Source organism: Phenylobacterium sp. 58.2.17 (assembly GCF_026411515.1).
Lineage (GTDB): Bacteria > Pseudomonadota > Alphaproteobacteria > Caulobacterales > Caulobacteraceae > Phenylobacterium.
Genome location: NZ_JAPMTQ010000015.1, coordinates 36,894 through 60,083, shown reverse-complemented (window position 1 = coordinate 60,083; position 23,190 = coordinate 36,894). Strand labels below are relative to the sequence as shown.

The 23,190-nt window shown below is 70.2% G+C and carries 17 protein-coding genes; 9 read left to right on the top strand and 8 right to left on the bottom strand.

Annotation, left to right across the window (positions count from 1 at the left end):
- Position 1 precedes the first annotated feature (1 nt).
- The 6 genes from OUA97_RS12165 to OUA97_RS12140 all read left to right on the top strand — a co-directional run bounded on the left by OUA97_RS12165 (position 2) and on the right by OUA97_RS12140 (position 7,673).
- Entirely contained in the window at positions 2–700 is a 699-nt protein-coding gene (locus tag OUA97_RS12165) for a response regulator transcription factor (RefSeq protein WP_267232160.1), read from the top strand.
- Positions 697–2,262 carry a sensor histidine kinase gene (locus OUA97_RS12160; protein WP_267232159.1) on the top strand — a complete coding sequence of 522 codons (1,566 nt, stop codon included), beginning with the start codon at positions 697–699 and terminating at the stop codon, positions 2,260–2,262. The genes OUA97_RS12165 and OUA97_RS12160 overlap by 4 nt, the downstream gene beginning before the upstream one ends.
- Positions 2,263–2,354: 92 nt before the next feature.
- Positions 2,355–2,564: a hypothetical protein gene (locus tag OUA97_RS12155; RefSeq protein WP_267232158.1), complete on the top strand. Its 210-nt coding sequence runs from the start codon at positions 2,355–2,357 to the stop codon at positions 2,562–2,564.
- A gap of 46 nt (positions 2,565–2,610) precedes the next feature.
- A complete protein-coding gene (locus OUA97_RS12150) occupies positions 2,611–3,891 on the top strand; it encodes a S41 family peptidase (RefSeq protein ID WP_267232157.1) in 1,281 nt (426 codons plus the stop codon).
- A gap of 99 nt (positions 3,892–3,990) precedes the next feature.
- Positions 3,991–6,279 (top strand): NADP-dependent malic enzyme, encoded by a 2,289-nt coding sequence (locus OUA97_RS12145; RefSeq protein ID WP_267232156.1) that lies wholly within the window; start codon positions 3,991–3,993, stop codon positions 6,277–6,279.
- A gap of 95 nt (positions 6,280–6,374) precedes the next feature.
- Positions 6,375–7,673, top strand: coding sequence for an Hsp70 family protein (locus OUA97_RS12140; protein ID WP_267232155.1), 1,299 nt, complete (start codon positions 6,375–6,377; stop codon positions 7,671–7,673).
- 137 nt (positions 7,674–7,810) lie between these two features.
- Here OUA97_RS12140 and OUA97_RS12135 read toward each other — a convergent pair whose 3' ends face one another.
- The 5 genes from OUA97_RS12135 to acs form a co-directional block, all read right to left on the bottom strand.
- The gene (locus OUA97_RS12135) at positions 7,811–10,621 is read right to left on the bottom strand and encodes a M16 family metallopeptidase (RefSeq protein WP_267232154.1); all 2,811 of its coding nucleotides are present in this window, start codon (positions 10,619–10,621) and stop codon (positions 7,811–7,813) included.
- A gap of 327 nt (positions 10,622–10,948) precedes the next feature.
- The gene (locus OUA97_RS12130) at positions 10,949–11,932 is read right to left on the bottom strand and encodes an NADP-dependent oxidoreductase (RefSeq protein WP_267232153.1); all 984 of its coding nucleotides are present in this window, start codon (positions 11,930–11,932) and stop codon (positions 10,949–10,951) included.
- Positions 11,933–12,043: 111 nt separating this feature from the next.
- Positions 12,044–13,027, bottom strand: coding sequence for a small ribosomal subunit Rsm22 family protein (locus tag OUA97_RS12125; protein WP_267232152.1), 984 nt, complete (start codon positions 13,025–13,027; stop codon positions 12,044–12,046).
- Positions 13,028–13,096: 69 nt separating this feature from the next.
- The gene (locus tag OUA97_RS12120; RefSeq protein WP_267232151.1) at positions 13,097–13,663 is read right to left on the bottom strand and encodes an SRPBCC family protein; all 567 of its coding nucleotides are present in this window, start codon (positions 13,661–13,663) and stop codon (positions 13,097–13,099) included.
- A 45-nt stretch (positions 13,664–13,708) separates the two neighbouring features.
- The gene (acs, locus tag OUA97_RS12115) at positions 13,709–15,646 is read right to left on the bottom strand and encodes an acetate--CoA ligase (protein ID WP_267232150.1); all 1,938 of its coding nucleotides are present in this window, start codon (positions 15,644–15,646) and stop codon (positions 13,709–13,711) included.
- Between the two features lie 180 nt (positions 15,647–15,826).
- Here acs and OUA97_RS12110 point away from each other — a divergent pair, with 180 nt between their 5' ends.
- Positions 15,827–17,404, top strand: coding sequence for a M20/M25/M40 family metallo-hydrolase (locus OUA97_RS12110; protein WP_267232149.1), 1,578 nt, complete (start codon positions 15,827–15,829; stop codon positions 17,402–17,404).
- A 49-nt stretch (positions 17,405–17,453) separates the two neighbouring features.
- On the opposite strand, the gene OUA97_RS12105 is transcribed toward OUA97_RS12110, so the two are convergent.
- Positions 17,454–19,073, bottom strand: coding sequence for a cisplatin damage response ATP-dependent DNA ligase (locus tag OUA97_RS12105; RefSeq protein WP_267232148.1), 1,620 nt, complete (start codon positions 19,071–19,073; stop codon positions 17,454–17,456).
- Positions 19,073–20,083 carry a ligase-associated DNA damage response exonuclease gene (locus OUA97_RS12100; protein WP_267232147.1) on the bottom strand — a complete coding sequence of 337 codons (1,011 nt, stop codon included), beginning with the start codon at positions 20,081–20,083 and terminating at the stop codon, positions 19,073–19,075. Before OUA97_RS12100 ends, OUA97_RS12105 begins: the two co-directional genes overlap by 1 nt.
- Positions 20,084–20,581: 498 nt before the next feature.
- Between OUA97_RS12100 and OUA97_RS12095 the strand changes: the two genes are divergently transcribed.
- Positions 20,582–21,025 (top strand): PaaI family thioesterase, encoded by a 444-nt coding sequence (locus OUA97_RS12095; RefSeq protein ID WP_267232146.1) that lies wholly within the window; start codon positions 20,582–20,584, stop codon positions 21,023–21,025.
- Positions 21,022–21,438, top strand: coding sequence for a PaaI family thioesterase (locus OUA97_RS12090; RefSeq protein WP_267232145.1), 417 nt, complete (start codon positions 21,022–21,024; stop codon positions 21,436–21,438). The genes OUA97_RS12095 and OUA97_RS12090 overlap by 4 nt, the downstream gene beginning before the upstream one ends.
- Positions 21,439–21,447: 9 nt before the next feature.
- Here OUA97_RS12090 and OUA97_RS12085 read toward each other — a convergent pair whose 3' ends face one another.
- Entirely contained in the window at positions 21,448–23,160 is a 1,713-nt protein-coding gene (locus OUA97_RS12085) for an AmpG family muropeptide MFS transporter (RefSeq protein WP_267232144.1), read from the bottom strand.
- Positions 23,161–23,190 lie beyond the last annotated feature (30 nt).

Below are 23,190 nucleotides of genomic sequence, written 5' to 3'. Positions count from 1 at the left end.
CATGGCCAAGATCCTGATCGCCGACGACGACCCGCACATCCGCCAGCTGCTGGCCTTCGCGCTGGAGAAGGCCGGGTTCGAGGTGGTCGAGGCCGAGGACGGCGAGGCGGCGCTGGCGCAGGCGCAGGCCGCCGCGCCCGACCTGCTGGTGCTGGACCTCAACATGCCGCGGCTGAACGGGCTGGACGTCTGCCGCCAGCTGCGGGCCAAGGGCGAGCTGCCGATCCTGATCCTGTCGTCGCGCGACGAGGAGATCGACCGGGTGCTGGGCATCGAGCTGGGGGCCGACGACTATGTGGTCAAGCCGTTCAGCCCGCGCGAAGTGGTGGCGCGGGTGACCGCGATCCTGCGCCGGGCGCGGCCGGCGCCGGCGGCCGACGGCGGCGGCCAGGTAGCGCGCGGGCGGCTGAGCCTGGATCCCGACGCCTGGCTGGCGCATTGGGACGGCCGGCCGCTGGCCCTGACCGTCACCGAGTTCGGCATCCTGCGCACCCTGGCCGGCGCCCCGGCCAAGGTGTTCACCCGCGACGCGATCATCGACCGGCTGCGCGGGCCGGGCTTTGCGATCACCGACCGCACGGTCGACAGCCACGTGCGCAACCTGCGCGGCAAGTTCGCGGCCCTCGGCGCGCACGACGTGATCGAGACCCGGGCCGGGGTCGGCTACCGCCTGGGGGCCTGCCTGGGCCAGGGCGCGTGATCACCGCCGCCAAGGACCTCGCCAAGCGCCATTGGCCGCGCCTGCGGCTGCGGGTGATCGTGTTCGCGGTGCTGTTCTTCGCCGCCGCCATGCCGGGGCTGAGCGCGATCTTCCTGCGGGTCTACGAGAACACCCTGGTGCGTCAGACCGAGGCCGAGCTGGTCGCCCAGGGCGCGGCGATCGCCGCGGCCGCCGCAGTCGGTTGGCCCGGCGCGACGATGGCGGCCGCGCCCGTCGATCGCCGGGCGCCGGGGTATTACGACCCGGAGCCCAGCACCATCGACCTGCAGGCCTCGCCCTTGCTGGCCGAGCGGCCGGTCCCGGCGCCGAGCGGCCCGCCCGAGGCGAACGCCGTCGCAGCAGCAGCCCGCCTGGCGCCGATGATCGAGCGCACGACCCGCACGACCCTGGCCTCGGTGGTGCTGCTGGACGGGCGCGGGGTGATCGCGCCGGAGGGCGGCTCGCTCGCCGCGCTGCCGGAGGTGCGCTCGGCCCTGGCTGGAACCCCGGACACCGTGCTGCGGCGGGTAGGGGACTATCGGCCGCGCTATTCGCTGGAGTGGTTGAGCCGGGCCTCAGGCCTGCGGCTGCATCATGCGCGGCCGATCGAGGTCGGCGGGCAGGTGGTGGGCGTCGTGCTGCTGTCGCGCTCTCCGCGGGCGCTGTTCCGCGGCATCTATGAGGACCGCGGCAAGATCGCCATCGGCGTGGTCGGGATCGCCGCCCTGCTGGTGGTGCTGGCGGGCCTGGTCTCGCGCGGGGTGACCCGGCCGATCGAGGCGCTGAGCGCGGCCTCGCGTCAGGTGGCGGCCGGCGGCGTGCAGACCCTGGAGACCCCGACCACGGCGGCGGTCGAGATCCAGTCGCTGTACGAGGACTTCGCGGCGATGTCGGCGGCGATCGAGCGGCGCAGCGCCTATCTGCGCGACTTCGCCGCCTCGGTCAGCCACGAGTTCAAGACCCCGCTGGCCGGCATCAGCGGGGCGGTCGAGCTGCTGCAGGACCATGGGGAGGAGATGAGCCCGCAGGAGCGGTCGCGGTTCCTCGGCAACATCGCCGCCGATTCCGCGCGGCTGTCGCAGCTGGTCACCCGGTTGCTGGACCTGGCGCGGGCCGACATGGCGCGGCCGGAAGCGGGGCTGTCGACGCAGGCGGCCGGAGCCGTGCAGCGGGCGGCGGACGCCATGAACAGCGGCGGTTTTGCAGTGGAGACGCAGATTCAGCCCGGCCTGCCGCCGGTCGCCGTGCCCGCCGCCACCATCGAGGCGGTGGTCGGGGTGCTGCTGCAGAACAGCCGCCAGGCCGGGGCGCGGCGGGCGGGCGTCTCGGTGCGGCTCCAAGGCGACCAGGTGCTGGTGGAGACCCGCGACGACGGTCCGGGGGTCAGCGCGGCCGACGCCGCGCGGCTGTTCGAGCCGTTCTTCACCACTCGCCGGGCGCAGGGCGGAACCGGGCTGGGCCTCTCCATCGCCCGCTCGCTGCTGGCTGCCAACGGCGCGGCGATCGAGTTGGGGCCAAGCGACCAGGGCGCCCGGTTCGTGGTGACCTTGCCGCGCGCCTGACCGCGATCTGCACGGAATCTCCTTGGCTTGCGCAGGCCCGGCTGCATGTCGCCACGCGATCCTGCTCGCCACGTCACGGAGGAGGATCGAAGATGATCGAGCAAGGCTATGAGGTGGTGATCGAGCAGGGCGGCGAGCGCTGGCGCTGGACCCTGCGCGCCGATGGGGTGATGGCGGCCAGCGGCCCAGCCGAAACCGAGGAGACGGCCGAGCGTTCAGGCGCCTTCGCGGCGGCGGCGCTGTCGGCCCTGGCGCGCATTCGCCGCCGCGACCTGGCCGGCTGCCAGGCCGCCGCAAAATAGCCAAGCTCGCGCGGGACGAGGTTCGCCGAACCTGGAGATGCCCGCCATGAAGCTGCTGACCGCCCTGAGCCTGAGCGCCGCCTTGCTGGCGGGCGCCGCCGCCGCCCAGACCCCGATCGCGCCGCGCGCCAAGGTCGAGGCGCTGGCCGCGGCGATCGACGCGCAGTTCTACGATCCGGCCCGGGCGGGCAGGATCGCCGCCGAGTTGCGGGCCGAGGCCAGGAAGGGGACCTACGACAAGCTGACCGACCCGCGCGACTTCGCCGCCGCCCTGACCGAGCGGCTGCGGCCGCAGGACGGCCACTTCGCGGTCAACTGGACGCCCCCGGCGGCGGCCTCGACCGCCGGGCCGGCCCGCAGCGGGCCGCCGCCGTTCCTGTCGCGGCGCGGCGGCTACGGCTTCGTGGCCGTGAAGGTGCTGCCCGGGAACATCGGCTATATCGACATGCGCGGCTTCGCCGACTTCGCGCCGACCGGCGACCAGGCCGCGCGGCAGGCGGCCGACGCGGCCCTCGCGCTGGTGGCCGGGACCGACGCGCTGATCTTCGACATGCGCGACAACGGCGGCGGTTCGGCGGTCATGGTCGGATACCTGGTCGGCCATTTCGTCCCGGACGGCGCCAAGATCTACAACACCTTCAAGACCCGCGGCGAACCCGACAGCGACGAGGCGCCGACCGTGCCGATCACCGGGCGGCGTCTGGACGTACCGCTTTACGTGCTGACCAGCGGGCGCACGGCCTCGGCCGCGGAGAGCTTCGCCTACACCCTGCAGGCGGCGAAGCGGGCGAGCGTGGTCGGCGAGGCCTCGGCCGGCGGGGCCAATCCGGGCGGCGGCGCGCCGCTGGGCGACGGGCTTTCGGTGTTCATCTCCTCGGGCACGCCGATCAATCCGATCACCGGCAAGAACTGGGAGGGGACGGGGGTGACGCCCGACGTGGCGGTCCCGGCCGCGCAGGCGCTTGATCGAGCTCAGCAATTGGCGCTGACCCAGCTGGTCGCCGCGCCGCTGGAGCCCGCGGTCCTGACCGAGAACCGCTGGGTGCTGGAGGCGCTGTCGGCCCCAGCGCAGGGCCCCCAGGACCTGGCCCGCTACGAGGGCGGCTATGGGCCCTACCAGGCCAAGGTGGTGGACGGGCGGCTGCAACTGACGAGCGGCCGGCGCCCGCCCAGCGTGCTGACGCCGCTGGACGACAAGGGCCTGTTCTTCGTCGAAGGGGCGCCTTCGCGGCGGGTCCGGTTCGACGCGGCGGCGCTGGTCTTCCTGTCTCCGGACGGGTCGCAAACGCGGCAACCGCGCCACGGCGCCGCAACGGGAGCAAGCTAGGACAGCGTTCGGCGGTTGTCAGGGCGCGCTGCGGCTCTATAGGTTGGCGCCCTTTCAGTCCAAGCGGGTCCTTAGGGGCCAAGAGGAAACGCCGCGCCTATGAGCGACGCCGAGAAACGCACCTTCACCGACGAGGAAGCGCTGAGCTTCCACAAGCACCCGACCCCCGGGAAGATCGCCATTGCGCCGACCAAGCCGATGGCCACCCAGCGGGACCTGTCGCTTGCCTATTCGCCGGGCGTGGCCGTACCGGTGCTCAAGATCGCGGAAGATCCCGAGACCGCCTACGACTATACCTCCAAGGGCAACCTGGTGGCGGTGATCTCGAACGGCACCGCGATCCTCGGGCTCGGCAACCTCGGCGCCCTGGCCTCCAAGCCGGTGATGGAGGGCAAGAGCGTGCTCTTCAAGCGCTTCGCCGACGTCGACTCCATCGACATCGAGGTCAGCGCCACCGACCCCGACGAAATCATCACGGTGGTCAAGAACATCGGGATCACCTTCGGCGGCATCAACCTTGAGGACATCAAGGCGCCGGAGTGCTTCCGCATCGAGACCGAGCTGCAGGAGCTGCTCGACATCCCGGTGTTCCACGACGACCAGCACGGCACCGCGATCATTTCGGCCGCCGGCCTGATCAACGCCTGCGCCATCACCGGCCGCGACATCTCCAAGATCAAGGTGGTGCTGAACGGCGCCGGCGCGGCCGGCATCGCCACCATCGAGCTGATCAAGGCCATGGGCGTCTCGCCCGAGAACGTCATCGCCTGCGATTCCAAGGGCGTGATCTATCGCGGCCGCCCCAACGACATGAACCAGTGGAAGAGCGCCCACGCGGTCGAGACCGATGCGCGCACGCTCTCCGAGGCGCTGAACGGCGCGGACGTGTTCATCGGCCTGTCGGTCAAGGGCGCCCTGACCCCGGACATGATCAAGGTGATGGCCCAGAGGCCGATCATCTTCGCCATGGCCAACCCCGATCCGGAGATCACCCCGGAAGAGGTCTATACCGTCCGCGCGGACGCCATCGTCGCCACCGGCCGCAGCGACTATCCCAACCAGGTCAACAACGTCCTGGGCTTCCCCTACATCTTCCGCGGCGCGATGGACGTGCGCGCCCGCCGCGTGAACATGGAGATGAAGATCGCCTGCGCCCGCGCCCTGGCCGAACTGGCCCGGGAAGACGTGCCGGATGAGGTGGCGGCCGCCTATCACGGCACCCAGCTGAAGTTCGGGCCACAGTACATCATCCCGACCCCGTTCGACCCGCGGCTGCTGGCCTACATCCCGCCGTTCGTCGCCCAGGCGGCGATGGACACCGGCGTGGCGCGCAAGCCGATCGAGGACATGGACGCCTATCGCGCCTCGCTGGCCCAGCGCCTCGACCCGACGGCGGCCTTCCTGCAGAAGCTGCAGGGCGCGGTGCTGAAGGCGCCGAACAAGCGCATCGTCTTCGCCGAGGGCGAGGAGCCGACGGTGATCCGCGCCGCCCACGCCTTCGAGGCCGCGGGCCTGGGCCACGCCATCCTGGTCGGCCGCGACGAGCTGGTGAAGCAGAACATGATCGAGGTCGGGCTGGACCCGGCCGAGACCAAGCTCGAGATCATCAACGCCCGCGTCTCGCGGCATAATCCCGAGTTCGTGGACTTCCTCTACGAGCGGCTGTCGCGCCAGGGCTACCTGAAGCGCGACGTCCAGCGGCTGATCAACCAGGACCGCAACTCGTTCGCCGCCTCGATGGTGGCGCTGGGCTACGCCGACGGCATGGTCACCGGCGTGACCCGCTCCTACGACCAGGTGCTGGAAGAGGTGCTGCGGGTGATCGATCCGGCGCCGGACGGCCGGGTGATGGGCATGAGCGTCGTGCTGGCCAAGGGCCATACCCTGTTCATCGCCGACACCAACGTCACCGAGATGCCCGAGGCCGAGGAACTGGTCGAGATCGCCTGCGAGGCGGCCCGCACGGTCAAGTCGCTGGGCTATGTGCCGCGCGTGGCGTTCATGTCCTACTCGACCTTCGGCAATCCGATGGGCGTGCGCTCCGAGAAGGTGCGCGACGCGGTGGCCATGCTCGACATGATGGACGTCGACTTCGAGTACGAAGGCGAAATGCCGCCGGAGCTGGCGCTCGACCCCAGCAAGCGGGTCAACTATCCGTTCATGCGCCTGACCGGCCCGGCCAACGTGCTGATCATGCCGGCCATCCACTCGGCGGCGATCTCGACCCAGCTGGTGCAGTCGCTCGGCGGGGCTACGGTGATCGGGCCGCTGCTGCTGGGCCTATCGAAGTCGGTGCAGATCGCCCCGCTCTCGGCCTCGGTCTCCCGCGTTCTGCAGATGGCGACCCTGGCCGCCTACGAGCAGGACGCCATCGAGGCGCAAGGATGAGCCTCGCGCTCAACAGCTTGAACTAACGAGCCGCCTGCTCCTCGGGGTGCGGGCGGCTTGGCCGTCCCACCCCGAACCATGAGGAGCGCAGGCCCATGACCGGTCTCAGCATCGGCATCGATTTCGGCACGACCAACACGGTCGTCGCGCTCGCAGGGGCGGACGGGCCGGCGCATCTGATCAAGTTCCCGGCTCCGGAACGGGAGGTGTTCGCCTTCCGCTCGGCGCTGTCGTTCTACGCCCCGCCGGACCTCCCCAACGAGCGCGAGGTCGAGGCCGGGCCGTGGGCCATCGAGGCCTATGTCGAGGACCCGCTGGAGACGCGGTTCATCCAGTCGTTCAAGAGCTTCGCGGCCTCGGAGAGCTTCACCGAGACGCAGATCATTGGCCGCCGCTACCAGTTCGAGGATCTGCTCTCGGCCTTCCTGCTGAAGCTGCGCGAGCACGCCGGCGACGACCTGGCCCAGCTGCCCAAGCGGGTGATCGTCGGGCGGCCGGTGACCTTCGCCGGCGGGGCGCCGAACGAGGACCTCGCCCTGGCCCGCTACGAGACCGGGTTCCGGCGGCTGGGCTTCGAGGAGATCCTCTATTCCTACGAGCCGGTCGGGGCGGCGTTCTTCTTCGCCCGCGAGCTGCAGGAGGACGCCACCGTGCTGGTCGGCGACTTCGGCGGCGGCACCAGCGACTTCTCGATCATCCGCTTCACCCGCGAGAACGGCGAGATCCGCTCGACCCCGCTGGGCCGGGCAGGGGTCGGCGTGGCGGGCGACGCCTTCGACTACCGGATCATCGACAACCTGGTTTCCCCGGAGCTGGGAAAGGGCTCGAGCTACAAGTCGTTCGGCAAGATCCTGCCGGTGCCGAACCGCTACTATTCGACCTTCGCGCGCTGGGACCAGCTGGCGCTGATGCGCGCCAGCCGCGATATGCGCGAGATCCGCAAGCTGGTCCGCGAGGCGGTCGAGCCGGAGAAGATCGAGCGGCTGGTCGAGGTGCTGGACGAGAACTACGGCTACCGGCTCTACCGCTCGGTGTCGGCGCTGAAGGAGGCGCTGTCATCGCAGGAAAAGGCGCAGTTCAAGTTCGCGGCCGGCAGCATCGACATCGGCCGCGAGGTCGCGCGGGGCGAGTTCGAGGACTGGATCGCGCCGGAACTGCACCTGATCGAAGACGCGGTCGACCGGGCGATGAGCGACGCGGGGCTCAACGCCGGCGGCGTCGACCGGGTGTTCCTGACCGGCGGCTCGTCGCTGGTGCCGGCGGTGCGCGAGATCTTCTACCGGCGGTTCGACGCTTCGAAGATCGAGAGCGGGTCTGAGCTTGAGTCGATCGCGTCGGGCCTGGCGCTGATGGGCCGCGAGCGCGACCTGACGAAGTGGGCGCGGGGGGCTTAGAAGCCAGCGTGTCATCCCGGTCTGCGAAGCAAGACCGGGACCCATGATCACTAGATGGCGCCAGGCGTGCGCCGCCTCCGTCCCATTCTGCCGACCCAGGCGCGGTCTTCGGCCTGCCGCCAAAACCGGGATGACAGCTATGGCGCGGCCTTCTTCAAGTTCACCGCGTCGAGGTCGATGTCCCTGGCCGGGACCAGTTCCAGGTTCGGGCGGCGCTGCTTGAGGCCGGCTTCGAAGGCCTTGGCGTCGCCGGCGACGATGACGCTGACGCTGCCCGGGGCGAGGTTCCTGGCCGCGAAGTCCTGGACCTCGCCGGCGGTGACCGCCTCGACCTTGCCGGTGTAGGCGGCGACTTCGCTGACCGGCAGGTCGTAGAGGGCGAGATTGCCGAGAATGCCGGCCAGGCCGTCGGTGGTGGCCAGCTCGCGGCCGAAGCCGCCGACCAGCACCGACTTGCGGGCCTTCAGCTCGTCGGCGCTGGTGGGTGCGTCGGCCAGGCGCTTGAGCTCGCCGAGCATCAGGTCGAGGACCTGCGGGGCTGACTCGTTCTTGGTCTGGGCGACGGCGCGGAACAGGCCGGTGGTGCGCATGGCCGAGAGCCGGGAATTGGCGCCGTAGGAGAGGCCGCGCTTGATGCGGATCTCCTGGTTGAGACGGGCTGAGTAGCCGCCGCCGAGCACCGAGTTGGCGACGACGCCTGGGTAGTAGGCCGGGTCGCCGCGCGAGACCGCGGCCTTGGCGACGGTGACAGCCGCCTGGCCCGTGCCCGGCAGGTCGATGGCGACGGCGCGCGGCGCGGCCTTGGGCGCCACGTCGGCGCGGGCCGGGGCGGGGCCGGCCGGGGCCTTCCAGTCGCCGAACGCGCCCTCGGCAAGCTTGAAGCCCTGCTCGGGGGTGATGTCGCCGGTCATCACCAGGATGGCGTTGTCGGGCCGGAAGTACTGGCCGTGCAGCTTGGCGAGGTCCTCGGTCTTGAGCCGGACCAGCGAGGTCGGCGTACCGGAGGCGACATGGCCGAAGCTGGTGCCGGAGAAGATCACCGGCGAGGCGGCGAAGCCGGCCAGCTGACCCGGCGACTGATAGGCCACCGATAGGCCGTCGAGCGCCTGGACGCGCTGGCGCTCCAGCTCCTCGGCCGCGAAGGCCGGATTCTTCACCACGTCGGCCATGATGGCCATGGCCGCCGGCAGCTTCTCGGGCATGACGTTGAGGGTGACGGCGGACGACTCCTGGCCGCCGCCGGACGAGAGCACGGCGCCCAGCGCCTCCGTCTCGCTGGCGATCTGTTGCGCGCCGCGGGTCCTGGTGCCCTCGGTCAGCATGCCGGCGGTCATGCCCATGGCGCCGGCCAGCCCCTGCGGATCGGCCCAGGCGCCAGCCCGGACGGTCAGGGCGGCGGAGACCAGCGGCAGGTCGGAGGACTTGGCGACGATGACCCGCAGGCCGTTGGCCAGGGTCTTCTCGGCCGGCTTGGGCAGCACCGGCTCGACCGGGGCGGCGAGCGGCGGCGGGGCCTGGCGCTGGCCCTCCGGGGCGAGGGTGACGATGGGTCCCGAGTACTTGGCCGAGGCGACGACCGGGGGCTTTTCCACGGCGTCCTTCTCGCCGGCCGGGCGGGCGCTTTCGGGCTGGTAGAGGATGGTCATGCGACCGGCGTCGGTCAGATACTTCTGCGCCACGCGCTGCACGTCGGCGGCGGTGACCGCCTGCAGCTGCGCCAGTTCGCGGTTGGCCAGGGCCGCGTCGCCGGCCGTGCGCAGGGCGTAGCCGAGCGCGAAGGCGCGGCCGTCGATGGTCTCGCGCTCGCGCAGCTTGCCGGCGATCAGCTCGTTCTTGGCCTCGGTCAGCTCGGCCTCGGTGACCGGAGCCTCGCGCAGCTTGGCGACTTCGGCGAGCAGCGCGGCCTGGCCGTCGTCGATCGACTTGCCGCCCGAAAGGATGGCGCCGAGCATCACCAGGCCCGGCTGCTGGGGCAGGGAGGCGTCGGAGAACACCTCGGTGGCGACCTGCTGGTCGTAGACAAGGCTGTTGTAGAGCCGCGAGGACTTGCCGCTGGAGAGGATGGCGTCGAGCACGCTGAGGGCCGGGGCGTCGGGACTGGCCGCGTCCGGAGCGTGCCAGGTCATCAGGATCGCCGGCAGCGGTACGTTGGGGCCGTAGCCCTTGAAGACGGCCGGCGCGGTGCGCGGCGGTTCGACCGCGGTCACGCGCTTGATCGGGGCGGCCGGGGTCTTAAGGCCCCCGAAGTACTTGTCGACCCAGGCGTCGAGCTGACCCTGGTCGAAGTTGCCGACCACGATCAGGGCGGCGTTGTCGGGCCGGTAATAGGCGGCGTGGAAGGCGCGCACATCGTCGATGGTGGCGGCGTCCAGCTCCTCGATCGAGCCGATGCCGGGGCGCTTGTAGGGGTGAACCTGGTAGCTGGCCTGGGGCATGTAGAGATAGAACAGGCGACCATAGGGCTGGCTCAGCACCGACTGGCGCAGCTCCTCCTTCACCACGTCGCGCTCGGACTTGAAGGTCGCCTCGTCGACGACCAGCGAGCCGAGGCGCTGGGCCTCGACCCACAGCAGCCGCTCCAGATGATTGGCCGGCACGACCTCGTAGTAGTTGGTGAAGTCGTCGTAGGTGGAGGCGTTGTTGAAGCCGCCGACGTCCTCGGTCATGCGGTCGATGGTCTCCGACGGCATGTCGCGCGTGGCCTTGAACATCATGTGCTCGAAGAGGTGCGCGAATCCCGAGCGGCCGACCGGATCATCCTTCGACCCGACGCCGTACCAGACCTGGACCGTCACGTTCGGCGTGGTCCGGTCGACCGAGGAATAGACCTTCAGCCCGTTGGCGAGCGTGCGTTCCTGGTAGTCGATGGGCGGGACGCTGTCGGCCGCGGCGGCGGGAAGGGCGAGGCCCAGGCAGAGGGTGAGCGCGAGGGCGGCGTGACGAAGCATACGGACTTCCCGGTTGGCGAGCGCCGACCCTAGCACCCGCCCTGGCCATGGGAAGCTTACGGGATTGTCATGTGGGACCCAGTTGCTCCCCCGTTGGGGGAGCTGTCAGCCGAGGGGCTGACTGAGGGGGCTTTCTGAGTCAGCGGTCCCCCTCCGTCTCGGCGCTTTGCGCCGATCCACCTCCCCCAGCGGGGGAGGAACTTGGCGCCGCGCATCCCACCGCTCACCCCGGCGAGAGCCGGGGCCCAAGCTGGATTTCAGCTTGCGAGGCGGCGAGGCCGCTTGGGTCCCGGCTTTCGCCGGGATGAGCGGAATTTTGAGCGGCGGCTACTCCGCCAGCTTGACCAGCATCTTGCCGGAGTTCTTGCCTTCCATCAGGCCGATGAGGGCGCTGGGGGCGTTGTCGATGCCGTCGAGGATGGTCTCCTGGTACTTGACCTTGCCCTCCTTCAGCCAGCCGGACATGTCGCTGAGGAACTGGCCGTGCAGGTGCAGGAAGTCGGTGCCGACGAAACCGCGCAGCATCACCCGCGCATAGATGATGTTCGAGAGGTTCGAGACGCTGGAGTGGCCGGAATTGTAGCCGGAGATGAAGCCGCAGACCGGGATCCGGCCCAGGGTGTTGATGCGGCGCAGGGCGGCCTCCAGGTGGTCTCCGCCGACATTGTCGAAATAGACGTCGATGCCCTTGGGGGTGGCCTCTTCGAGCGCCTTTCTGATCGGGGTTTCCTTGTAGTTGATCACCGCGTCGAGCCCGACCTCGTCCTTCAGCCAGGCGGCCTTGTCGGCGGCGCCGGTGGAGCCGACCACGTAGCAGCCCTTGATCTTGGCGATCTGGGCGGCGACCGAACCCACCGCCCCGGCGGCGGTGGAGACGAACACCTGCTCGCCGTCCTTCAGCTGGCCGATGTGCAGCAGGCCGCCATAGGCGGTGAAGCCGGTCATGCCTAGCGCGTGCATATGGACGGTGACCGGCAGGTCGGGATCGGCGGCCAGCTTGGTCAGGCTCTTGCCGTCGGAGGTGAAGAACTCGCGGAAGCCGTTGCGGTTGGAGACCAGGTCGCCGACCGCGAAGTCGGGGGACTTCGATTGCACGACGCGGCCCAGCGCCCCGCCCATCATGGCGACGTTCAGGTCCTGGCCGGCGGTCAGCCGCGGGCGCATGGCCGGATCGACCGACATGTAGAGGTTCTCGACCAGGACTTCGCCGTCGGCGGCGTCGGGAACCTGCGTCTCGATCATGGCGAAGTCACCCTGGGCGGGCATGCCGTTCGGACGGGCGACGAGATGGATTTCACGGCTCTTGGGCATATGGCCTCCCTTTGTCTTTGAAATGCGCCGGCCCGAAATGCGGATGGGCCGAAGGGAAGTTGTCGCCTGCCGAACGCCGTAAGGCCAGGGCTTTCAAACAAATGTTCGAGATCAGCCCTCGGGCAGCGCGTCGCCCCAGTCGAGGCGGCGGGCGATGGCGTAGGCGGGCTTGTCGCGCTTGGCGGCGAAGGCCAGCTCCGCGGCGCCCTGCGGCGTGCAGAGCTTGAGCTCGATCCCCGGCTTGCCGGCGCGGGGCGGGGCCAGCACGCGGGCGCTTGGAGCCTCGGCGGCGACGCCGGGGCGGGCGGCCAGCAGGTAGATGAACTTCTCGTCCTCGAACGGGGTCTCGGCGCCCTTGGCCAGGCGATGGTCGCGCGAGCGGGCCAGACGCTGGCTGAAGTGGCACCAGTCGGGAGCAGCGAGCGGGCAGGGCGCCTGGTGCGGGCAGGGGGCGAGGATGTTCGCGCCGGCCTCGATCAGGGCCTGGCGGGCGGCGAGGATCCGCGCGTAGCCGGCCGGCGTGCCCGGTTCGACCACGGCCAGGACCCCGAGGGTCGAGGCCCAGAGCGCGGCGATGGTCCCGGCCTGCTTGGCCTGTGGGATCTCGGCCAGGGCGTAGCTGGCGACGACAAGGTCGGCGCTGGGCCAGTCGCCCGGGGCGGTGAGGTCGGCGCGGATCCGCTCGGCGCTCTGCAGCGGCGCAGGCGCGTCGGCGGCCAGGGTGGCGGCGATGTCGAGAAAGGCGCGGTTGGAGTCGAGCAAGCTGGCGGAGGCGATCTGCGGCCAGGTCTCCAGCGCCGCCCACCCGGCGCCGCCGGGACCGGCGCCGGCGTCCAGCAAGGAGGTCGGCGAGAAGTCGGGCGCGCGCTGGCTCAGCTCGTCGAACACCCGACCGCAGGCGGCGAAGGTGGCCGGCAGCCGGGTGAGGACATAGGCCGTAGCGTCGGCCTGGCTGGCGACCACGGCGGCCGAGCCGCCGCCGGCGCGGTAGCGGGCCGAGATCGCGCCGGCGCGCTCGGCCATGTCCTTGCGCGAGACGCCTTCCATCAGGCGGTCGGCGGCGAGGCGGAGCTGGGGCGGCAGGTCGAAGGACATGGGAGGGGATTTAGCGGGTGAGCAGGGCGGCGTCACGCGGCGGGCCTTCTCCCGCAAGGGGAGAAGGAGTTATTTCGCGCGCGCCATCACCTCGCGGCGCAAGGCGGCCAGGGCGTCGGGGATATCGCGGCGCAGGGCCATGCGGGCGATGGGGGCGGGAATGGCGAAGGGGGTGGAGGCGCGGCTCTCGTAGAGCACTCGGGTGCGGGCGCCGCCGTCGAGCGGGATCAGCCGCCACTCGCCGTTCAGCACCTGCAACTGGCCGCCTTCGCGGTAGAAGCGGATGCGGCGCGGCGGGTCGTATTCCGAGCGGAAGACGCTGCGCACCGGCGGCAGCAGGCCCGCGCGGCTGACGTGTTCGCGCACGTCCCAGCGGCCGGCGGGGTCGCGATCCAGGACGCGGCAGCTCTTCAGGCGGCGGACCATGCGCGGGGCGAGGTCGCAGTCGACCACGACCTTCCAGACCGCCTCGGGCGGGGCGTCGATATCGACGCTGCCGCGGATCAGTCCCGAGGCCCCGCCGGGATCGGCGACCACCTCGACGCCGATGCCCTCGTGTCTCGGGCCGGCGTCAGCCCAGGCCGGCTCCGGTCCGCAGAGGACCAGGGTCGCGGCAAGGGCGGCAAGCGCCCGCATGGCGTTCCCTCACGGCGCAGCTTCTCCCCGTGAGGGGGTAACGCCTCAGGAGCCGTGGCGGTTCTTGACCAGGTCGTCGACGACGGCGGGATCGGCGAGGGTGGTGGTGTCGCCGAGGTTGCCGAGGTCGTTCTCGGCGATCTTGCGCAGGATGCGGCGCATGATCTTGCCCGAGCGGGTCTTGGGCAGGCCCGGCGCGAACTGGACGACGTCAGGGGCGGCGAACGGGCCGATCTCGCGGCGGACCCAGCCCTTGAGCTCGGCCTGCAGGATGTCGGTGGGCGCGACGTCGGCCTTCAGGGTCACGAAGCAGTAGACACCCTGGCCCTTGACGTCGTGCGGGTAGCCGACGACCGCGGCCTCGGCCACGTGCTCGTTGCCGACCAGGGCGCTCTCGATCTCGGCGGTGCCCAGGCGGTGGCCCGAGACGTTGATCACGTCGTCGACCCGGCCGGTGATCCAGTAGTAGCCGTCCTCGTCGCGGCGGCAGCCGTCGCCGGTGAAGTACTTGCCCGGATAGGTCGAGAAGTAGGTGTCGAAGTAGCGCTGATCGTCGCCGTAGACCGTACGCATCTGGCCCGGCCAGCTATCGGTGATGCAGAGGTTGCCGGAGGTCGCGCCGTCGAGCACCGCGCCCTCGGCGTCGACCAGCTGGAACTTCACCCCCGGCAGCGGCTTGGCGCAGGAGCCCGGCTTGGCGGCGTGGGCGCCGGGCAGCGGCGAGGCCAGGCACGCGCCGGTCTCGGTCTGCCAATAGGTGTCGACGATCGGGCAGCGGCCCTCGCCGACCACGCGGTGATACCAGAGCCAGGCTTCCGGATTGATCGGCTCGCCGACCGTGCCGAGCAGGCGCAGCGACTTGCGCGAGGTCTTGGTCACCGGCTCGTCGCCGTCGCGCATGAGGGCGCGGATGGCGGTGGGGGCGGTGTAGAAGATTTCGACCTTGTGCTTGTCGATCACTTCCCAGAAGCGCGAGTTGGTCGGGTAGTTCGGCACGCCCTCGAACACCAGCGAGGTCGCGCCGTTGGCCAGCGGGCCGTAGACGACGTAGCTGTGGCCGGTGACCCAGCCCACGTCGGCGGTGCACCAGAAGACCTCGCCGGGGCGATAGTCGAAGACCAGCTCGTGGGTGTGGGCCGCCCAGGTCAGGTAGCCGCCGGTGGTGTGCAGCACGCCCTTGGGCTTACCCGTCGAGCCGGAGGTGTAGAGGATGAACAGCGGGTCCTCGGCGTTCATCGGCTCGGGCGCGCAGGTGTCGGCGACGCTCTGCTTCAAGTCGCCGAAATAGGCGTCGCGGCCGTCCGTCATCGGCACCTCGCCGCCGGTGCGGCGCACGACGATGACGTCCTTGACCTGCGGGCAGGACTTGAGGGCTTCATCGACATTGCGCTTCAGCGGCACGACCTTGCCGCCGCGCAGGCCCTCGTCGGCGGTGATGACGATCTTGGAGTCGCAGTCCTGGATGCGGCCGGCGATGGAGTCCGGCGAGAAGCCGCCGAAGATCACCGAGTGGATGGCGCCGATGCGGGCGCAAGCCAGCATGGCCACGGCCGCCTGCGGGATCATCGGCAGGTAGATGGTGACGCGATCGCCCTTCTGGACGCCCTTGGCCTTGAGCACGTTGGCCATGCGGCAGGTTTCGGCCAGCAGCTCGCGATAGGTGAGGGTGGTGGTCTCGCCCCCGTCGCCTTCCCAGATGATCGCGACCTGATCGCCACGGGTCGCGATATGGCGGTCCAGGCAGTTGACCGAGACGTTCAGCTCGCCATCGGCGTACCAGCGGATGCGGAAGTCGTCCTTGGTGAACGAGACGTCCTTCACCTGCGTGAACGGCTTGCTCCAGTCGAGGCGGCCGGCGACCTTTGTCCAGTAGCCGATCGGATCGGCCTCGACCTGCGCCACGGCGGCCTCGTAGGCGGCCGCATCCATGTGCGTCCGCTCGGCCCAGGCCTTCGGAACCGGAAAGACTTCGCCTTCGCTCACGCCGCGCACTCCCTGTTTCACGCTTTGGCGGGAGTTATGCGGACTGCGGCGGCGGGCGCAACCGCCCAGCGGGTGCAGGGCGACGTTTATGACCCTGCGGCCTTGCCGCGGGTTGCCGCAGGGGGGCGGATCGGCGAATGGTCGAGGTTTCCCCCAAACAACCGGAGCGGCCCAAGACCGATGCGCCTTCCCCTCGCCCTCGTGATCGCCGCGCTCGGCGCCCTTCCCGCCGCGGCGGCCGACGCCGACGGCGCCCGCTGGTGGTCGCATGTCGAAACCCTGGCCGGGCCGCAGTTCGAGGGCCGGCTGACCGGGACGCCGGGCTACGACAAGGCCGCCGCCTATGCCGCAGGGCAGTTCAAGGCGTTCGGGCTGAAGCCGGCCGGGACCGAGGGCTATCTGCAGCCGATGAAATTCACGGTGCAGAGGGTGCTGGCCGAGGGCTCCAGCGCGGCGCTGGTCGTCGATGGAAGCGAGCAGCCGCTGCGGGTCGGCCCGGACCTGCTGCTGGGCGCGCGCATCCCGCAGCCCAAGGCGATCGAGGCGCCGCTGGTGTTCATCGGCTACGGCCTGCACCTGCCGGAGGTAGGCTATGACGACTTCGCCGGCCAGGACCTGAAGGGCAAGATCGCGGTCTATGTGAACGGCGGGCCGGGCGACATCTCGGCGGCGCTGAAGGCCCATTCGCGCGGCTCGGAGACCTGGCGCGCGGCCCGGGCGGCCGGCGCGGTCGGCCTGATCGCCCTGCCGACCCCGAAGTCGATGGACGTGCCGTGGTCGCGGCAGATGCAGAGCGCCGGGCAGCCGGGCATGTACCCAGCCGACGAGGACCTGCGCGAGCTGACCGGCGAGGCGTTTTCCGCGAGCTTCAATCCGGCCGAGGCCGAAAAGCTGTTCGCCAAGTCGGGGCATACCTTCGCCGAGGTGTTGGCCCTGGCTGACGCCGCCAAACCGATCAAGGGCTTCCCGCTGAACCTCGGGCTGAAGGCGCAGGTCGCCACCGAGGTCGGGCAGGTCGCCTCGGCCAACGTGGTGGCCAAGCTGCCGGGGTCCGACCCGAAGCTGAAGGCCGAGCACGTGGTGGTCACCGCCCACCTCGACCACCTGGGCGTCAACACGACCGGCGTCGGCGCCCCCTACTATGCCGGCGCGATGGACAACGCCGCGGGCGTGGCCTCGGTGCTGGAGATCGCCCGCGAGATGGCCGCGGCGAAGGCCGCGCCCAAGCGCTCGGTGCTGTTCGTGCTGGTCACCGGCGAGGAGAAAGGGCTGCTGGGTTCGAAGTATTTCGCCGGCAAGCCGAGCGTGCCGCCAGCCTCGGTCGTCGCCAATCTCAACATGGACATGGCGCTGCCGCTCTGGAAATTCGACTCGGTGCTGATCTACGGCATCGACGAGAGCACCATGGGCGACACCGCCAAGGCCGCGGCCAAGGCGGCGAACCTGGAGGTGGTCGCCGACCCCTATCCGGACCGCAACTCGTTCATCCGTTCGGACCAGTACAGCTTCATCCGCGCCGGCATCCCGGCGCTGTCGTTCAAGTTCGGCTTCACGGCGGGCAGCGACCGCGCGGCGATCGAGAAGACCTGGCGGGCCGAGCGCTACCACGCCCTGGCCGACGACCTTTCCCAGCCGGTCGAGAAGGCCGAGGCGGTGAAGTTCGACGCTTTCCTCGGCCAGTTGATCACCGACGTCGCCAACGCGCCGGTGACGCCGCGGTGGAAGGACGACAGCTTCTTCAAGCGGTTCGCGCGGTAGTCCGCAGCTGTCATCCCGGTCTTCGGGTGTCGCCGAAACCGGGATGGAGCTAGCGCCCCTCCATCTGTTCCAGCATGCGCTCCAGGGTGGCCAGTTCGTCGGCCTCGCCGGCCGGCTTGTCCCAGCGGATGCGGCTGATGCGCGGGAAGCGCATGGCGACGCCCGACTTGTGGCGGGTCGAGCGCTGCAGGCCCTCGAAGGCGACCTCGAACACCAGGCCCTGGCGGACGTCGGCGCGGACGGCGCGGACCGGGCCGTAGCGGTCGACGGTGTGGTCGCGGACGTACTTGTCGATCTCCTTCAGCTCCTCGTCGGTGAAGCCGAAATAGGCCTTGCCGACCGGGGTCAGGACGCGGGAGCCGTCGACCGCCTCGGCCCAGACCCCGAACGTGTAGTCGGAATAGAAGCTGGACCGCTTGCCGTGGCCGCGCTGGGCGTACATCAGCACGGCGTCGATCAGGAACGGGTCGCGCTTCCACTTGAACCACGGGCCTTTCGGGCGGCCGGCCTCATAGACGCTGTCCCAGCGCTTCAGCATCAGCCCCTCGGCGCGCGTGGGGTCGCCGGGCGGCGGTGCGCGGCGCAGGTCGGCGAGCTCCGCCCAGGTCGCGAACGGCTGGATCGGCGAGAGGTCGATGCGGCTGGTCTTCAATGCGCCGACGAAAGTCTCCAGCCGGGCGCGGCGCCAGGCGAAGGGCAGGGCGCGCGTGTCCTCGCCGCCGTCGGACAGTAGGTCGTAGGCGCGGATCCCGGCCGGGAAGTCGGCCAGCAGGCGGTCGGTGACGCTCTTGCGGTTCAGCCGCTGCTGCAGGTCGGCGAAGCTGGCCATGCCGTCCGGCCGCACGACCAGCAGCTCGCCGTCGAGAGCGCCCTCGAAGTCCAGCGCCTCGATCACGTCCGGAAAGGTGCGCGAGATGTCGTCGCCGGTGCGGGTGTAGAGCCGGCGCACCCCGCCCCCGCTGACCGCCTGAACGCGGATGCCGTCCCACTTCCATTCGGCGGCGTAGTCGTCCGGATCGAGCCTGGCGAAGTCGACCGCTTCATCGAGGCCTTGCGCCAGCATCACCGGCCGGAAGCGGCCCGGGGCGTCGGCGGTCGGCCGCTCCGAGCGGCCCTCCAGCCAGGCGAACAGGTCGTCATAGGGCGGGGCGAGGGCGTGCCAGACCTCCTCGACCTCCGATACCTCGACCGGACCGAGCGCGGCGACCGCAGTCTTGGCCAGCCGGGCCGAGACGCCGACCCGTAGGCCCCCGGTCATCAGCTTGAGCAGCGCCCAGCGGCCGGTGGCGTCGAGGGCGTCGAGCCAGCCCTCGATCAGCCGCTGGACCTCGGCGCGGCTGGCCCCGCGCAGTGCGTCGACGACCTCGGACAGTTCCGGCTCGCGATTGGCGCCGGGGCGGGCAGGCCAGACCAGGGCGACGGTCTCGGCCAGGTCTCCGACATAGTCGTAGGACCAGCCGAACAGCACCGGGTCCATCCGCGCCTCGACCGCCTTGCGGATGAAGGCCGGTTTGGCGGCGTCGAAGGTAAGGTCGCCGGTCAGGGCCGCCAGCGCCCAGCCGCGGTCGGGATCGGGCGCGTTGGCGAAATGGTCGCGCAGCAGGACGAGCTTGGCGTTCCGCGAGGCGGTCAGCGACAGGCGGTCGAGGAGCTCGGCGAAGGCGCGCATCAGTCTTCGGTCTCGTCCTCGTAGCCGACCAGGGCCAGGGCGCGGGCCTTGATGTCGTGCAGCAGCGCCCAGCGCAGCAGCGCCTCTTCGCGGCCGTGGGTGATCCAGAGCTCGCCGGGACGCAGTTCGTCGACTGTGGCGGTCAACTCGTCCCAGTCGGCGTGGTCGGAGACCACCAGCGGCAGCTCGACGCCGCGCTGGCGGGCCCGGGCGCGGACCTGCATCCAGCCGGAGGCGAAGGCCGTGACCGGGTCGGGGAAACGGCGCGACCAGCGGTCGGCCAGGGCGCCGGGCGGGGCGATGATGATCTGGCCGGCGAAATCCTGCTTCTGGTCGGAGGTCGCCGGGGCCAGCGGGCCGAGCGGCACGCCGTGCGCCTCATAGAGCGCGTTCAGCCGGTCGAGCGCGCCGTGCACGTAGATCGTCTGCTCCCAGCCGGCCTCGCGCAGCAGGCGGATGATCCGCTGGGCCTTGCCGAGCGCATAGGCGCCGACCAGGTGGGCCCGCTCGGGGAACTGCTGGACCGATCGCAGCAGCCTGGCGATCTCGTGGCCCGCGTCGGGATGGCGGAACACCGGCAGGCCGAAGGTGGCCTCGGAGATGAAGACGTCGCAGGGAACGGGTTCGAAAGGGAGGCAGGTCGGGTCGGGGCGGCGCTTATAGTCGCCGGAGACCACCATGGTCAGGCCCTTCCAGGCGACGACGGCCTGGGCCGAGCCCAGCACATGCCCGGCCGGGACCAGGGTGACGTCGACCCCGTCGCGCGAGACGCTCTCGCCATAGGCCAGCGGCTGCACCGAGCCAGCGAAATCCTGGCCGTAGCGCTCGGCCATGATCGCCAGGGTTTCAGGGGTGGCGATCACTGTGCCGTGGCCGGCGCGGGCGTGGTCGGCGTGGCCGTGGGTGATCACCGCACGCGCCACCGGCGCCACCGGATCGACGAAGAAGTCGCCGGGCGCGCAGTAGAGCCCCTCGGGCTTTGGGCAGAGCAGGCTTTCGGGCCGGATCATGGCTGGGAATATGGGAACGCGCCGCGCAAGGTGTCATCCCGGTTTCGGCCGCAGGTCGAAGGCCGGGACCCATGAACACCCGATCGTGCCGAATGTTGCGAGGGGTTGGGCTCCTCCCCGTGAATTCAGGCGGCGATGGGGCCCGGACAAGCGCTGTGCGCTTTTCGGGAAGACATTCGGCGGTCAAGCAACATTACATAGTATTCATATTGTGAAATCGGGGTCATGACCAAGACTTAACGAGTATTCGACGACGTCATTTCGTATACCCCTCTCATCGGGACGCGGACATCGCGGACCACACCAGGCCAGAGGGACAACACCATGCGTAACACCTTCGCTTTCAATGGCTTCGCCAACCTCGTTCTCGCCGCCACCCCGCTGATGGCCGTCGCGGTCGCGATCCTCACCAAGGCCGCCGGCGTCGCCTAAGTGACCGGCCTGCAATTGACCTACCGTCACGTTGACCGATAGGCGGAGGCGCCTCAAAGACGGGGGATGACGATTACCCCAGAGGCCCTTCGCGATGCGGCCCGGCACATGGTTGAGATCGTGCCGCAGGCCTCCGCCCTCGGGTTCAAGCTGCTGTCCGTCGAGCCTTCGCGAGGCTCCATCTTCACTCCCTGGCGCGAAGAGCTGGTCGGCGACCCCGACACCGGCGTCATCGCGGGCGGGGTGATCACCGCGCTTCTCGATCACGTCTGCGGCCTGGCCGTGACCTCGCGCTCGCTGGAAGGCGGGTTCCTGTCGACCGCGACCCTGGACCTGCGCATCGACTATATGCGCCCGGCAGCCCCGCGCGCCGACATCACCGCCAGCGCCCATTGCTACAAGCTGACGCGAAGCATCGCGTTCGTGCGGGCACACGCCTACGACGCCGATCCGGAAGACCCGATCGCCACGGCTCAGGCGGCCTTCATCCTGAAGCGGGCCGCCCCATGACCCAGGCAGCAAGCCAACGCCTCGAAGAGTTTCTCGGCCGGGTGCCGTATGTCCGGTTCCTCGGCATGCGTGCAGAACTGGCCGGTGACGAGATGACCGCGATCCTGCCGTTCGCGCCGCACCTGATCGGCAACATGGTGCTGCCGGCCCTGCACGGCGGGGTGATCGGGGCGTTCATGGAAATGACCGCCCTGGCGCAGCTGTCGGTGATCGCGCCCAGCGCCAAGGTCCACAAGACCATCGACATCACCATCGAGTACCTGCGGCCGGGCAAGGCCATGACCATGTACGCCCGCGCCGACGTGCGGAAGATCGGCCGCCAGATCGCCAACGTGCACGTCGAGGCCTGGCAGGAGGCGCGCGACAAGCCGGCGGCGGCGCTGCGCGGGCACTTCCTGCTGAGCGGGACGTAGGGACTGAGCCTAGGCGTCCTTCGGCTGAGGGCTGAGCCTGGCGACCATGAAGGCCAGGATGATGCCGACGACGCCGAGCAGGGCCGAATAGAAGAAGAAGGTCATGTAGCCGGCGCCGAGCGCCTCGGGGGTGACGCCGGACTTCTGCATGGCGTTGGCGAAGGTCTGCGGCGGCAGGCCGGCGAACAGCGGCTTGAAGGCCGCGAAGATCCCGCCGGCGTCGGCGCTGGCGGCGGCGCCCTCGACGACGCGGCCAGACTGCGAGGCGACCAGCTTTCCGAGCAGGGCGTAGAGCGAGGAGAACAGCGCGTACTGGGTGGCGGTGAAGCCCTGGCCGGTCAGGCTGGACATGTAGGCGATCAGGCAGGTGCCGGCGAAGCCCGAGGCGATGTTGTCGACCCCGATGGCGACGCTGAGCGCCCAGAGCTGCGGCCCCTGGGCGGCGAGCCAGGCGAACACCAGGTTGGACAGGGGGCCCGCGAAGGCGCCGAGGACCAGCGCGCGCATGAGCCCGAGCCTGGCGATGGCGAAACCGCCCAGGCCGACGCCGAGCACGCTCATCACCACGCCCAGCACCTTGCGGACCTCGGCGATCTGGATCTTCGAGTAGCCCATGTCGAGGTAGAACGGGTTCATGATGTTGAGCACGAAGTCGCTCAGCCGGTAGACGCAGATCAGCGCCAGGATCAGGCCTGCGACCTGGCCGTAGCGGCCGAAGAAGTCCTTCAGCGGCGCGCCGAGCGCGGTTCCCATGTAGCGGCCCGGCCGGGTCTTCAGGCCAGGCGCGGGACAGGCCGCGAGCACGATGACCGCGATGCCGAGCACGACGCCGGTCACCTGCGCGAACACGCCCCAGGGCTTGGTCTCCCAGAGGGCCTTCACGCCCTGCGCGGCATCCGGCGCGCCCAGGCCGTTGAAGACGGTTTCGAGGAGCAGCGAGTTCCCCGACAGGCCCGAGCCCAGGACGAGCGCGCCGAGCACGAAGATCGTCAGGCGCAGGATCCACTCGACGACGTCGCGGGCCGGGGCGGCGGGAATGTCGCCGGTGTCGATGGCGCGGATCTCGTGCTGGGCCTCACGCGGGGCGCCGAGCACGCCGAGCACCCCGACCAGCATCAGCAGCGCCATGATGGCGTAGGAGGTGTTCCAGCCGGCGTATTCGGACAGCGCCAGCGGCAGCACGCCGGCGACGATCATGGCGATGCGGTAGCCCCACTGGTAGGCCGCCGCCATCGCCCCCTGCTTCTCGGTGACCGCAGCCTCGATCCGCCAGGCGTCGATGACGATGTCCTGTGTGGCCGAGACGAAGCCGACCAGCACCGTGAACAGCGCCATCAGGCCGAGGCTGGAGACCGGGTCGGTCCCGGCGATGAGCCACAGGCCGAGCACGATCAGCCCTTGGCAGAGCAGCATCCAGGATCGGCGATGGCCGAGCCACTTGGTGACCACCGGCACCTTGGCGCGGTCGACCAGCGGGGCCCAGAGGAACTTCAGTGAATAGGCCAGGGTCGCCAGGCCGAAGAAGGCGATCACCTCCAGCGACAGGCCCGCGTCGCGCAGCCAAGCCGACAGCGTGTCGAAGATCAGCAGGTTGGGCAGGCCCGAGGCGAAGCCGAGCGAGAGCATGACCAGCGAGCGGCGCTCGAGATAGACGGCCAGAGCCGCCAGCGTGCCGGGCTTCTTGCCGGCGGCGGCCTCGCCGGCCTCAGTCTCTGTGGTCATCTAAGGCTTCCCCGAACGACGCCGGGGCGG

Excerpts from the sequence above, each read along its gene's own strand:
- OUA97_RS12100 (WP_267232147.1), bottom strand. The coding sequence starts at position 20,083 with ATGATCCGGCCCGAAAGCCTGCTCTGCCCAAAGCCCGAGGGGCTCTAC.
- OUA97_RS12090 (WP_267232145.1), top strand. The coding sequence starts at position 21,022 with ATGACCCAGGCAGCAAGCCAACGCCTCGAAGAGTTTCTCGGCCGGGTG.
- OUA97_RS12120 (WP_267232151.1), bottom strand. The coding sequence starts at position 13,663 with ATGCGGGCGCTTGCCGCCCTTGCCGCGACCCTGGTCCTCTGCGGACCG.
- OUA97_RS12130 (WP_267232153.1), bottom strand. The coding sequence starts at position 11,932 with ATGCCCAAGAGCCGTGAAATCCATCTCGTCGCCCGTCCGAACGGCATG.
- OUA97_RS12140 (WP_267232155.1), top strand. The coding sequence starts at position 6,375 with ATGACCGGTCTCAGCATCGGCATCGATTTCGGCACGACCAACACGGTC.
- OUA97_RS12165 (WP_267232160.1), top strand. The coding sequence starts at position 2 with ATGGCCAAGATCCTGATCGCCGACGACGACCCGCACATCCGCCAGCTG.
- OUA97_RS12110 (WP_267232149.1), top strand. The coding sequence starts at position 15,827 with ATGCGCCTTCCCCTCGCCCTCGTGATCGCCGCGCTCGGCGCCCTTCCC.
- OUA97_RS12150 (WP_267232157.1), top strand. The coding sequence starts at position 2,611 with ATGAAGCTGCTGACCGCCCTGAGCCTGAGCGCCGCCTTGCTGGCGGGC.
- OUA97_RS12135 (WP_267232154.1), bottom strand. The coding sequence starts at position 10,621 with ATGCTTCGTCACGCCGCCCTCGCGCTCACCCTCTGCCTGGGCCTCGCC.
- OUA97_RS12125 (WP_267232152.1), bottom strand. The coding sequence starts at position 13,027 with ATGTCCTTCGACCTGCCGCCCCAGCTCCGCCTCGCCGCCGACCGCCTG.
- OUA97_RS12105 (WP_267232148.1), bottom strand. The coding sequence starts at position 19,073 with ATGCGCGCCTTCGCCGAGCTCCTCGACCGCCTGTCGCTGACCGCCTCG.
- OUA97_RS12095 (WP_267232146.1), top strand. The coding sequence starts at position 20,582 with ATGACGATTACCCCAGAGGCCCTTCGCGATGCGGCCCGGCACATGGTT.
- OUA97_RS12155 (WP_267232158.1), top strand. The coding sequence starts at position 2,355 with ATGATCGAGCAAGGCTATGAGGTGGTGATCGAGCAGGGCGGCGAGCGC.
- OUA97_RS12085 (WP_267232144.1), bottom strand. The coding sequence starts at position 23,160 with ATGACCACAGAGACTGAGGCCGGCGAGGCCGCCGCCGGCAAGAAGCCC.
- OUA97_RS12145 (WP_267232156.1), top strand. The coding sequence starts at position 3,991 with ATGAGCGACGCCGAGAAACGCACCTTCACCGACGAGGAAGCGCTGAGC.